This is a genomic window from Stenotrophomonas cyclobalanopsidis, assembly GCF_008710035.1.
GTDB lineage: Bacteria > Pseudomonadota > Gammaproteobacteria > Xanthomonadales > Xanthomonadaceae > Stenotrophomonas > Stenotrophomonas cyclobalanopsidis.
In genome coordinates this window covers 132,126-144,491 of the sequence record NZ_VYKI01000006.1, presented here as the reverse complement: position 1 = coordinate 144,491, position 12,366 = coordinate 132,126, and the positions used below count along the sequence as shown (strand labels likewise).

The window sequence follows — 12,366 nt, the reverse complement described above, 5'->3', positions numbered from 1 at the left end:
CCGAGACCTTCCATGACCGTACATCGCCCGCATCCCCGCCCGACCGCCCGCCAACGCTGGCTGGCGCTGCTGCTGGTGCTGCTGGCGCCCGGCACGGGCGTGGCGGCAGATGAGCTGGTGCTGCAGGCCCGCGAACAGCGTCCGTGGACGCTGCCGGCCGATCTCGAACGGGTGGCGATCGCCGATCCGGGCGTGGCCGACGTGGTGATGCTGCGCGGCCAGCGCCAGGCGCTGCTGGTCGGCAAGGCGCCCGGCACCACCACCCTGCTGTTGTGGCACAGGAAGCAGGGCGAGCCGCAGCGCCTGCAGGTGCGCGTGCAGAGCGCCGTGCAGGGCGCCGCGGATGCCGGCCGCAATGGCCTGGTGTTCACCCAGCAGGACCAGCAGGGACTGCTGCAGGGAAGCAGCGACAGCATGCTGACCCACATGCAGGAGCAGAAGACCGCGGCCATGGCCCTGGGCAAGGACGGCATGCTGGCCGACGCCTCCACCATCGCCAGTGGTGGCGTGGTGCAGGTGGAAGTGAAGGTGGTCGAATTCAACAAGACCGCACTGAAGCAGATCGGCATCAGCTTCCAGAACCGCAACGGTGGCTTCGCCTATGGCTTCGCCCGCCCCGGCGGCATCCTGCCGGGCAACACCGGCGTGCTGCCGGGAATGGCGGAGGGCGGCATCAGCAACGAAGCAGAGTCGCCGATCTCGTCCGCATTCCGGCTGGTGTTCGGCTCGACCAAGGGCCTGTGGAATGCCGACGTCGACCTGCTGCAGAGCAACGGCATGGCCCGCGTCCTGGCCGAGCCGACCCTGGTTGCACTGTCCGGCCAGAGTGCGAGCTTCCTGGCCGGCGGCGAGCTGCCGATCCTCGAGCCGCAGGGCCTGGGCACCACCACCGTCACCTACAAGCCGTTCGGCATCGGCCTGACCGTCACCCCCACCGTGCTGTCGCCCAACCGCATCGCACTGAAGGTGGCGCCGGAAGCCAGCGACCTGGACTACACCAATTCCATCGCCCTCAATGGAGTGCAGATCCCCTCGATCAGCACGCGCCGCGCCGACACCACGGTCGAGCTGGGCGACGGCGAAAGCTTCGTCATCGGCGGCCTGGTCAGTTCAACGGTGGCGTCCACGGTGAACAAGATCCCGATGCTGGGGGACCTGCCGATCATCGGCTCGTTCTTCCGCAATCTCGACTACAAGCGCCAGGACAAGGAGCTGGTGATCATCGTCACCCCGCGCCTGGTGCAGCCACTGGCCCGCAACACCGAGCTGCCGCTGCCCGGCGACCGCGAGTCGCGCCCGCACATGCCCGAATGGGGTGCATGGCTGCTGGGCCCGGTCAGCCAGGACCCGGTGCCAGGCTTCTCGCGCTGACCCGATGCTGCCGAGTCCACGCCCATGCCCTACGCCACCGCCCAGCCACTGCATGCCACGGGACCAGCGATGAACCTGGTGCTGTACGGCATTGATCGCGAACTGCTGCCGCGGCTGGCGTCGCGGCTGCCGGCATCGGCGGTGCTGCACTGGCAGGACAGCACGCAGCCGACCTCCGCACAGGACCTGCAGCGAGGCGCCAACAGTCTGGTGCTGCTCGACTTCCGCCCGGAGTACGCGGCGTCTTCGACCGTGCTGACCGAGCAGCTGCAGCAGACCCAGCCCGACCTGAACCTGATGGCCGTGGGTGCCACCGGCACCGGCCAGGTGGAAGGCGTGGTGATGGCCCTGCGCGCCGGGCTGCGCGATGTGCTCGACCTGGACAGCGACAACGGCGCAATCGAAACCGCCCTGCGCCGGGCGCTCTCGCCGCGCACCGCCGCCGCCCCACAGCCGACGCACCGCGCGCGGTTCGTGCTGCTGCTTGGCGTACGCGCCGGCGTTGGCACCAGTACCCTGGCCGCGCACCTGGCCGTGCTCGCCCAGCAGCAGCGCAGCCACGCAGGCGACGATGCCATGGGAACCGACGGCCTGCTGATGGAGCTGTCGCAGCCGGCGGGCGATCTCGCGCTGTACCTCAACCTCGACAGCCACTTCCATTACGAAGATGCGCTGCGCAACGCCAGCCGCATCGACGCCACCCTCGCACGCACCGCCATGGCCCGGCACACCAGCGGCCTGGTCCTGCTCGACCGCGCCAGCGGCAGCGACGCGGTGCCGCCCTCCGATCCCGGCCCGCTGCTGCAGCGCCTGCGCGGGGTCTTCACCAGTGTGCTGTGCGATGCCGGCGGTTGCCCGCTGCGCCAGCTGCCGCCGCTGCTGCTGGAACAGGCCGACGAGATCTGGCTGGTGGCCGACACCGCCATCGCCACCCTGGTCTCGCTCGACCATGCCCTCAAGCACCTGAGCGGGCAGCGTGAACGCGAAAGCCGGCTGCAGCTGGTGGTCAACCGTCATGACGAACACAGCGGCCTGGCCCCCGAACAGATCGCACGCCGCTTCGAACTGCCGCTGCTGGCCACCCTGCCCGAGCGCCCGCGCGTGCGGGCCGCGGCCAGCCACGGCCATCTGCTGCTGCAGGATGCCCCGCGCGATCCGTACCTGCGCGCCCTCGCCCCGCTGGTGGCGCGACTGGACCCGGCCGCCGGCCCGGCTCGGCCGCCCGGCCTGCGGGAAAGACTAGCCCTTGCCCTGGGTGGAACGCCATGGAAGACAAAGTGACCCTGTTTCCCAATGCCATGGCGCGCGCCGTGCTGCCTGACAGCGCACCGGCCAGCCCGCCGTTCGCGCAGACCGAGCAGTACCAGAAAGTGCTGTCGGCCGCGCACGAGCACCTGCTCAACAGCATCGAAGACGAGCGGATCGACATCGACTCCTGGGCGCCGGATACCATCGCGCGCTGGGTGCAGGTGCAGACCGTCAGCTTCATCCAGGAATGGCGCATCCCGATCAACGAGGGAGAGATGCAGACCGTCGCCGAGGGACTGGTGAAGGAGCTCACCGGTTTCGGCCCGCTGGATGACCTGCTGCACGATCCGACGATCGAGGACATCCTGATCAACGGCTTCAAGGACGTGCATGTCTCGCAGGGCGGCGTACTGCGGCGCGCGACCCAGCGCTTCACCGACGACACCCACCTGCTGCGCATCCTGCGCCGCATCCTGGCCCCGATCGGCCGCCGCCTGGATGATTCCAATCCGATGGTGGATGCGCGCCTGCCCAACGGCGGCCGCCTCAACGCCATCATCTCGCCGTTGGCCGTGGACGGGCCGATGGTGTCCATCCGCAAGTTCCGCAAGGACCCCTTCACCCCGGACGAACTGCTGGCCAAGGGCACCTTCGACGCACCGATGCAGGCGCTGATCAGGGCCATGGTGCTGGGCCGCTGCAACATTCTGGTCTCCGGCGGCACCAGCTCGGGCAAGACCTCGCTGCTGAACGCGCTGACCAGTTACGTACCGGAAACCGAGCGCGTCATCACCGTGGAAGACACCGCCGAGCTGTCGCTGAACCACCCTCACGTGGTGCGCCTGGAGAGCCGCGTGGGCGGTGCCGATGGCCATGGCGCCGTGAGCATCCGCGACCTGGTGCGCAACAGCCTGCGCATGCGCCCGGACCGCATCGTGGTCGGCGAGGTGCGTGGCGCCGAAGTGCTGGAAATGCTGCAGGCGATGAACACCGGCCATGACGGTTCGATGGCCACCATCCACGCCAATTCACCGCGCGACTGCCTGTATCGCATCGAGATGCTGGCTGGCTTTGCCGGCTTCCAGGGCAGCGAGGACAGCCTGCGCCGGCAGATCGCCAGCGCGATCGACTTCATCGTGCAGATCGCGCGCCTGCCCAGTGGCCGCCGCGTCCTGGTATCGATCACCGAGATCACCGGCGTCAGCGACAACCTGATCACCACCCAGGAGATGTTCCGCCACGAAGTGCAGGTGGACGCGGACGGGGCGGAGGTCAACCGCTGGATCGGCCTCGGCTTCCAGCCCCATTCGCGCAAGCTGGAGCCGTTCCGCCAGCAGCTGCGCGAGTCGCTGTACGGAGACTTCTGAAATGGGCACCGCCGCGCTCCTGCTGCTGAGCGTCATGGCCCTGCTGCTGGCTGCGGCCGTATGGCTGTGGGGCACCGCGCACGCCCGCGAGCAGCGCCAGACCTCGCTGCAGCACGCCGAGCAACAGCTCGGCCGCGCCGGCAGTACGCCGGCGCCGGCGGCCGACCCCGCGCGTACCGCGCCCTCGACAGCCAAGCGCGCCCTGCCCTGGGACGCCCTCCTGCAGCGCGCCGGCCTGGACGCCGGCTGGAAACTGCCGCTGCTGCTGCTCGTGCCGGGCATCGCGCTTTCCGTCGTCGCGGTGCTGCGCCTGGGTACGCTGTGGATGTTCCCGCTTACGCTGGGCCTGTACCTGCTCGGCTGCGGGCTGTGGATCGTCCGCCGCACTACCCGCCTGCGCGCACGCCTGCTGCACCAGCTGCCGGATTTTCTCGACAACCTGGTGCGCCTGACCGCGCTCGGCAACAGCCTGCAGATGGCCTTCCAGACCGCATCGGGGCAGACCACCGCGCCTTTGCGGGGCATGCTCGACACCACCGTGCGCTACGCGCGCAGCGGCATGGATCTTGACCGGGCACTGGGCCTGGCCGCACGGCCCTACCAGATGGACGTGCTCAGGGTGCTTGCCGTGGTGATCGGCGTCAGCGTGCGAATCGGCGGACGCTCCGACCAGATCCTGCAGCGCATGGGCGATTTCATGCGCGACCTCGAGCAGGCGGAGCAGGAACTGGCCGCGACGACCTCGGAGACCCGCATGTCGGCCTGGGTGCTGGGCCTGCTGCCGCCGGCATGCGCCGTGCTGATGGCGATCAGCAGCCCCGATTTCTTCCAGCCCGTGCTGCACGACCCGCTTGGCCACAAGGTGCTGTTGATGGCCCTCGGCCTGGAGCTGGTCGGTGGATTCCTGCTGTATCGACTGGCGCGCTCGCTATGACCAAGCATCTGTACCCGGGAGACCTGCGATGAGCGCCGCCACCTGGTGGATGCTGGCCCTGCTGGTGCTGGCCGCAGGCGTGGGCCTGCTCGGCCTCGGCGGCTGGGTGCGTGGCAGCCGCGAAGCACGCACCTCCGCGACCCTGCAGACCGCACTGCGACCGCGTGATGCCGCACCGCCGGAGCCCGCGCCTGCGCGCGACTCCTTCGGCTGGCTGCAGCAACTCGGCCAACTGTTTACCGGTGGCCGCGTGGAAGCCGCGCTCCTGGCCAACGAAGACCGGCTGCTGCTCGACCTCGCCGGCTGGAACACGCGCCGAGGCACCGCCATCTATCTCGCCCTGCGGCTGATGCTGGCCGTGCTGGTGCTGGTGGCTTCACTGGCAATGAGTGATGCCACCGGCGTGTCACGCCTGATGGTGGTCATCGCTGCGCTGGCGGCGGGGCTGCTGCTGCCGAAGTTCGCGCTGTCCAGCTGGGTGGCGCGGCGGCGCCGTGCGGTATCCAACGAACTGCCGCTGCTGATCGACCTGCTGCGCCTGCTGCAGGGCGTCGGCTTCAGCATGGATCAGAGCCTGCAGACGCTGGGCGACAAGCTGCGCGATGCGCTGCCCGTGCTGGGCCGAGAGATCCAGGAAGCGAACGCCGCCTACTCGTTGGGCCGCACGCGCGCACAGTCGCTGCGCCGCCTCAGTGAAGTCTACGGTGATGACGACCTGTCCAGCCTCGTGCAGCTGATCCTGCAGGTGCATGCGCATGGCGGCGCGGTGCAGGAACCCCTGCGGCAGTTCAGCGTGCGCCTGCGCGAACAGCGCCGCAACACGCTGAAGGAAAAGGTCGGAAAGCTCTCGGTGAAGATGACCGTGGTGATGATGCTGACCCTGCTGCCGGCACTGATGCTGGTGCTTGCCGGCCCTGCGCTGGTGGCGCTGGCCAATACCTTGACCAAGATGGGATGAACCTCATGCCTGCGCTTCGCCCCGCCTATCTGCTGTGCGCCCTGGCCATGCTGTCCGGCTGCGCCTCCACTACCCCGGCCTATCGCCAGGGGCCCAGCCTGGCCGAACCGACGCCGGCCCCGCAGGACAGCCGCAACACCTATCTGGAATTGATCGCGCGCATGCAGCAGCAGGGCGCATGGTTTGCCTCGCTGGCCCATGTCGACGCCTATCGGCAGCGCTTCGGCGATGCGCCCGCGCTGCGCCTGCTGCAGGCCGACGCCCTGCGCGAGACCGGCCAGGCCGACGCCGCCGCCGGCATCTATCGCAGCCTTGATTCCGGCGCCCAGGCCGCCGCTGCCGCGCACGGCCTTGGCCTGATCGCGGCGCGCCGCAACGATGACGCCGCCAGCGAACTGGCGCTGGCGCGCGCTACCCGCCTGCAGCCGTTGAACACCGACTACCTCGGCGACCTGGGCTATGCGCGCCTGCGTGCCGGCCAGCTGGAGCAGGCACGCGAACCGCTGGCCAAGGCGCTGGAGCTGCAGCCGGGCAATGCCAAGGCCACCGCCAACCTGGCGCTATGGGCCGTGCTGCGCGGTGATGCGGCAACGGCGGAGCGGCTGACGGTGCAGGCCAAGCTCAGCCCGGACGTACAGCGCAGCATCAGCGAGCAGGCACAGCAGATCCGCGCACGCTGGCAGCAGCGTGACACCGCGCACAGCACGCCGGCCACCACGCCTGTCTCAGCGGCGCGCACCGCCATGGCCACGCGCGTGGCCGTGCCCGGCCGCATTGCCGCCGAAACCCCACGCAGCGAGCGCGACGACCGCCTCGTCCCGCGTCTGCCGCCGTCCATGCTTGAACGCTTCGGCAGTGCCGACCACCCCACCGGGAACACGCCATGACCGCTTGCATTTTCCTGTTCCATCCTCGCATGGCCCTGGCCGCCACATGCCTGCTGTGGGCTTCGGCCAGCGCCGCGCAGTCGCCGCAACCGCCACTCACCGGCCAGATGATGGGCGGCCCCCTGCCCGCAGTGCCGGCCCCCGTGCACGCGCCGCCGTCGGCACCGGCCCAGCAGCTGCCCACCGTGGATCTCACCGCACCTGCGGTGGCGACGACCGCCTCCGCCGTCAGCACGCAGGCTGCACCGCGAGCCGCCCAAAGCACGGTCGCCCTGCTGCCGACCGGCAACGGCGCGACCGTGCGCTACCTGTTCCAGCTGCAGGCTTCGGGCATCCAGGCCGGCGCCCGCCTGCCGATCCTCGGCGACCAGGCCACGGCCAGCTATGCGCGCTACCTGAAGAGCTTCGAGCACGAGATTCCGGAGTTCTTCGAAACCGACGTCACGCCCGCGTCCGGCGCATCCGGCTCCGGCCGCTGAGGACCCGACAATGAGTGGTCCGCCGCGCACCCTTGCCTTCCACCAACGCGGTGGCATGTCGGTCACCATGATGCTGGTGCTGGTCTCGCTGGTGGCGATGCTCGGTCTGGTGGAAGTGGGCTACCTGCTCTGGGCCAAGCGCGATGCACAGAAGGTGGCCGACCTGGCCGCCCTGGCGGGCGCGCAGCGCCTGGACCTGTGTACGTCGGGCAACAGCGACAATGCTGCCGCCCGCCACAACGCACTGCAGGAAAATGGCTTCGGCGGCCAGCTGGAGGTGAGCTGCGGCAACTGGAACGCCAACCACCCCAGCGCCGATCACTTCCTTGCTGCCGTCAGCGCGGAGAACCCCCGCAATGCGGTTAAGGTGGTGGCACATCGCAGCGTGCTGCCGTTCTTCGGCATCAATGCGCAGCTGCCGACGGTCAGCGGCCAGGCCGTGGCCAAGCGCACCGCGCCGTCCGCGGTGTATAGCGTGGGCTCGCAGCTGCTGCGCAACAATGGCAACTCGCCGCTGATGTCCACCCTGCGCCTGATCGGCCTGGATGCAAGCGACGCCACCGTGCTGTCCTACGACGGCCTCGCCCAGGTCAGCGTGACCCCGTCGGGTCTGCTGAAGGCACTGGGCATCCCGGTGGAGGCCAACCTGAGCGTGGCCGATTTCAACCGGCTGCTGTCGGTCAACAGGATCTCGCTGGCCCAGCTGGTCGATGCCACCGCCGTCGTGCTCGGACGTGACAGCGTGGCCGCCGCACAACTGCGCGCGCTGGGCAGCCTGGTGTCGACCGGCCTGGACATCAACCAGGCCAACATCACCCTCGGCAGCCAGACCGGCGGTGGCGGCCTGTTCGCCGAAGTCATCGCTCCGGATGGAACCATCGGCAGCGCGCTTGAATCGAAGATCAACGTATTGGACCTGCTCAATACAGGCATTTCCATCGCCAATGACAACAATGGCCTGCAGGTCCGCGGTCTCAACCTGCTGGGCATCGAGGCCAAGGCCGGCGTGATCGAGCCGCCGTCGATCGCCATCGGTGGCATCGGTGTACGCGCCTACAACGCGCAGGTGCGGTTGATGGTAGACGTCGACAGCAACCGCGTGCCTGCCATCGGCGCACTGCTGTCGCTGCTGGGTACGCGCCTGCACCTGCCGCTGCACGTCGATGTCACCAATGCGATGGGCACGCTGACCTCGATCCAGTGCGGCGCCACACCGCCCACCGCCACGGTCAAGGTCGATTCCTCGGTGCTGCGGGCGTGCGTCGGCACCGTCAATGCCGCCGATGTGTTTTCGAAGAGCAATGTCTGCGATGCGACGCTGCAGAACGCCCAGTTGCTTACCCTGCTCGGCCAACCGCTGATCAACAACAAGATCACCCTGCCGGCATTGACAGACAGCCAGAACCTGACGCTGGCCGCCGGCCAGACCGGTTCCACCCGAGTCAATCCGCTGGCGCTGGGCGATACGGTGTCAGGCCTGGTCAATGAGCTGCTGCGCGTGCTGTCCGGCATGCTGAGCGGCCCCACCAGCGATGCCAAGCAGGCCGCGACGGCCCTGGCCGACCGCTACCTGACCGCCGCACACGCCCCCGGTGCCCGCTACAACGTCGACAAGGTCATTCCGCTGCTGATCAACGGAAATCCTTCCATTGAACTGAAGGGACTGGGAGAGTGGGCCGCGCCCAGCGGCGTGCCGTACGCCTGCGGTCTGCTCCTGCTCGGAACCTGCTACGAGCCGGGCTCGGTCTGGGCTGCGTACCGGGTCACCGTCACCGGCCAGGGCCTGGGAGCCCTGGAAGGACTGATCGGCGGTCTCACCGGGCAGCTGCTGGTGAAGCGCTGCGACAGCCTGCTGGGCAACCTGCTCGACTACAACAACTGCGTGCGCGACAACCTGGCGTCCTACATCCAGACCAAGCCCGGCGGGTTCAACGACCCCAGTGCCGGTGGCGGCATCACCGCCCCCGGTAACAACGTCAGCTGCTCGGGCCTGCTGTGCACGGTGCTCACGCCGATCCTGGAGATCCTCAAGCCTGTACTCAACAGCGTCGGCGATCTGCTGACCGACCTGTTGGCCAATCTGCTGGGCCTGGAACTGGGCCGGACCGACGTCAGCATGCAATCGATCCAGTGCAATGCCGCCCAGCTGGTGTATTGAGTGCCGTCCAGTGCGGCTGGCGTCTGCTGGACCCATGCTAGACTCGCGGCGGGGAACCACATTCATTTCAACCACACTTCGTTCGTGGATGGTCTAGACATGCGAGAAACTTCAGGGGGCACCGTCTTCGCCCGGTATCCGCGCGGCGCGGCACTGCTGGCCATGGCCATGATCCTGGTGGCACCCTCGGCACTGGCAGCACGCGGCGATCGCGAAGCGGCGGCCGAACCGGTCCGCAGCGGGCCGGTGGTGCGCAATACGGTGGACGAACTCAAGCAGCTGATGGATGGCAACCAGCTGACCGAGCTGCGTACCACCTACAACGGCAACTACGGCGCCAGCCTGCTGTTCAATGACAGCACCCTGACCTACTACGTGGCACTGTTCCAGGAAAAGAACTTCTGGCGCGTCATCAAGACCGATGCCGTCGACAACGCCGAGCGCGTATACCGCACCTTCGTGCAGCAGACCGAGCAGCTGGCCCAGGTCTACATCGACACCACCCGCCTGGAAGCAGGCAAGCGCTACACCGAGCGCCTGGTGTCGTACAACGAAGAGCGCCTGCGCACCCTGCAGCAGGAAATGGAACAGCAGCAGGCACAGTCGGCCCAGGTCAGCGCGTCCCTGCAGCAGGCCCAGCAGCAGGCGGTCAGCCTCAGCACCGATGTGCAGAGCACCAACAACCAGCTGGACGCCCTGCAGCGCCGCATCCAGATCCTGCAGGCCGAGCAGGGCAATCCGGAGCTCAGCCTGCCGAAGGCGGACCCTTCCGGTTCTCCGGCGGCAGCCCGCGACGGAAACTGAGTTCCTGGCACTGCACCACACGCGACGGCACCTTAGGGTGCCGTTGCTGTTTCAGGGGGACTGGCAGGCCAGGCGCAGTGCGTCATCCAGCTGCCGCCGCTGCTGGTAGTCCAGCCGGCGCGCATGCGTCATCTTCCGCGCCTGCTCGCGGCGTGCCTGCTCGCAGCCGGCTGGATCACGCGCCAGGGTGATCAACGCGCCCTCGGCCCGAGCGCGACGGCCACGCCGCACATTGGTCGGCGCCCTGACCGCCTGCGTGGGGCGCGCGGGCTTCGACTCCCCCTTGCCTCGTGCCTGCGCCGCTTCGGCGGGCACGTCCCAGCGCCATTCCGCCCGGCCTTGGCACGGCGTCTGTTGGTAGACCGGGTGCGGCCCGTCCACGCACTTGTAGACATGGGTCTGGGCCAGCGCGGTACCGGCCAGCAGCCAACACCCCACCATCGCCCCCGACAGCATCTTCTTCATGCAGCGTCCTCCGTGGCAGAGCGGTCATCGTGGCCAGCATCGACCGCCCGGCGCCAGAGCGGAACGCGTCGCCCACCTGCAACCGCCTGCCCTCCATCGGACACAGGCGTGCAAGCCGCACGGCGGATCCTGGGCTGTACTGCCGGGGGGGCGGATCACTTTCCACTGGAAAGGGCTCTGACCCCGCAGCCGATCACTTCGCCTTGGCCGCCTGGGCATTCCACGCCGCCACCTTCGCCTTGGTGTCGGCCAGCATCTTGTCCAGCGCCGCACGGTCATACACGATGCCGCGCAGGATCACGCTGTCAATCCTTTCCGTCGCGGCGATGTCCTGCAGCGGGTTGGCGGTCAGCAGCACCAGGTCGGCCGCCTTGCCGCGGGCGACGCCACCGTAGCGGTCCATCTGGCCGAACCATGCCGGGCCGGAACGCGTGGCCGCCGACAGCGCCTGCGGCGCGCTCAGGCCTTCCTTCACGAACAGCTGCAGTTCCTGGTGCAACGCGATGCCCGGGAAGTTGTACGAGTTGAGGAAGCCGGCATCGGTTCCGGCGATGATCGTCACCCCCGCTTCCTGCAGCATCGGCAGCACCGAGGCCACCTGGTGGTACTGCGCATGGCGCGCTTCGATCTGCGCCGGGGTCGCCTTGGCCGCGCGATCCACGCGCCACTGGTAGGTCGCACGCAGGCCCGGGCCGATGTAGGCCAGGTACGGATCGTTGGCATGGTCATCCTGGTCGAGGAAATCGAGGATGCGGCCGCCATTGAGAGTCGGGGTCACGAACACGCCGCGCTTGGCGAAGTCGCGGTAGGTGTGCATCGCCGTATCGTGGTCGAAGCTGGCATCCAGGCGGCGGTTGGCTTCGGCACGGTCGATGCGGCCGGCACCGAAATCGGCGGCGATCTGCGCTTCATCCTTGCTGCCGGCCTTGAAGGCGTAATCGAGATGCTCGATCGAGGCGAGGCCGGCATCGACCGCCTGTTCGACGGTCAGCGCCATCGGGATGTGGCCCGAGGCTTTGAAGCCGGCCTTGCGCGCGGCGCTGGCCGAATACAGGAACAGTTCCGGCTTCAGCGTGCTGTCGGTGATCTTCACGAAATCGACCTTGTCGTGCTGCAGGCGGGTGATCGCCTTGTCGACGTCAGCCTCGCTGCCCACTTCGATGGTGCCCTTCCAGACCGGCTTGATGCCTTCGATCTTGGCGCCGGAGCTGAGCAGGCGCGGCCCGAACAGCGTGCCCTTGGCGATCTCGCCACGCCACTGCAGCACCTGCCCCGGCAGGTCGCCCGAGCAGTCGCGCACGGTGGTGATGCCATGGGCGATGTACAGCGGCAGCAGCGCCTTGTTCTCTTCGATGAGGGCCGGGCCGCCGCCGAAGTGCACGTGCATGTCCCACAGGCCCGGGATCAGGTACTTGCCCTTGGCGTCGATCTGGCGGCTCGCGCTCCACTGGCTGCGCAGCTGCGCATCGGGGCCGACGGCGACGATGTCATCGCCACGGATGACCACGCTCTGCCCCGGAAGGCTGCGCGCATGTTCGACATCGACCACGGTGGCGTTGCGGATCAGCAGGTCGGCGCGCTCGGCAGCGGAGGCCGACAGCGGTGCGACGGCAAGGAGGATCGCAAGGGACAACGGACGGGACTGGAACATGGACGGCATCCTGGTGGGCGCGCGTAACGCGCAGGGTGGAAGGG

Annotated in this window: 11 protein-coding genes; 9 read left to right on the top strand and 2 right to left on the bottom strand. The window is 68.5% G+C overall.

The window, feature by feature from the left end; genetic code table 11:
* Positions 1-12 precede the first annotated feature (12 nt).
* The 9 genes from FJU31_RS07140 to FJU31_RS07100 all read left to right on the top strand — a co-directional run bounded on the left by FJU31_RS07140 (position 13) and on the right by FJU31_RS07100 (position 10,206).
* A complete protein-coding gene (locus FJU31_RS07140; protein WP_150454126.1) occupies positions 13-1,371 on the top strand; it encodes a type II and III secretion system protein family protein in 1,359 nt (452 codons plus the stop codon).
* A 69-nt stretch (positions 1,372-1,440) separates the two neighbouring features.
* Positions 1,441-2,652: a P-loop NTPase family protein gene (locus FJU31_RS07135; RefSeq protein WP_246161242.1), complete on the top strand. Its 1,212-nt coding sequence runs from the start codon at positions 1,441-1,443 to the stop codon at positions 2,650-2,652.
* Positions 2,637-3,986 (top strand): TadA family conjugal transfer-associated ATPase, encoded by a 1,350-nt coding sequence (locus FJU31_RS07130; protein WP_150454124.1) that lies wholly within the window; start codon positions 2,637-2,639, stop codon positions 3,984-3,986. The genes FJU31_RS07135 and FJU31_RS07130 overlap by 16 nt, the downstream gene beginning before the upstream one ends.
* Before the next feature lies 1 nt (position 3,987).
* Positions 3,988-4,920 (top strand): type II secretion system F family protein, encoded by a 933-nt coding sequence (locus tag FJU31_RS07125; RefSeq protein ID WP_150454123.1) that lies wholly within the window; start codon positions 3,988-3,990, stop codon positions 4,918-4,920.
* A gap of 28 nt (positions 4,921-4,948) precedes the next feature.
* A complete protein-coding gene (locus FJU31_RS07120) occupies positions 4,949-5,878 on the top strand; it encodes a type II secretion system F family protein (RefSeq protein ID WP_150454122.1) in 930 nt (309 codons plus the stop codon).
* Between the two features lie 5 nt (positions 5,879-5,883).
* Complete coding sequence (locus FJU31_RS07115) at positions 5,884-6,765, top strand: tetratricopeptide repeat protein (RefSeq protein WP_150454121.1); 882 nt, start codon at positions 5,884-5,886, stop codon at positions 6,763-6,765.
* Entirely contained in the window at positions 6,762-7,244 is a 483-nt protein-coding gene (locus FJU31_RS07110) for a DUF3613 domain-containing protein (RefSeq protein WP_425473644.1), read from the top strand. Before FJU31_RS07115 ends, FJU31_RS07110 begins: the two co-directional genes overlap by 4 nt.
* 10 nt (positions 7,245-7,254) lie before the next feature.
* Entirely contained in the window at positions 7,255-9,402 is a 2,148-nt protein-coding gene (locus FJU31_RS07105) for a TadG family pilus assembly protein (protein WP_150454120.1), read from the top strand.
* A 99-nt stretch (positions 9,403-9,501) separates the two neighbouring features.
* Complete coding sequence (locus FJU31_RS07100; RefSeq protein ID WP_150454119.1) at positions 9,502-10,206, top strand: DUF2968 domain-containing protein; 705 nt, start codon at positions 9,502-9,504, stop codon at positions 10,204-10,206.
* Between the two features lie 51 nt (positions 10,207-10,257).
* Here the strand turns inward: FJU31_RS07100 and FJU31_RS07095 are convergent, their stop codons facing one another.
* Entirely contained in the window at positions 10,258-10,671 is a 414-nt protein-coding gene (locus tag FJU31_RS07095) for a hypothetical protein (RefSeq protein ID WP_246161241.1), read from the bottom strand.
* A gap of 193 nt (positions 10,672-10,864) precedes the next feature.
* On the bottom strand, positions 10,865-12,322 hold the full coding sequence (locus tag FJU31_RS07090; protein ID WP_150454118.1) for an amidohydrolase family protein: 1,458 nt from the start codon (positions 12,320-12,322) through the stop codon (positions 10,865-10,867).
* Positions 12,323-12,366 lie beyond the last annotated feature (44 nt).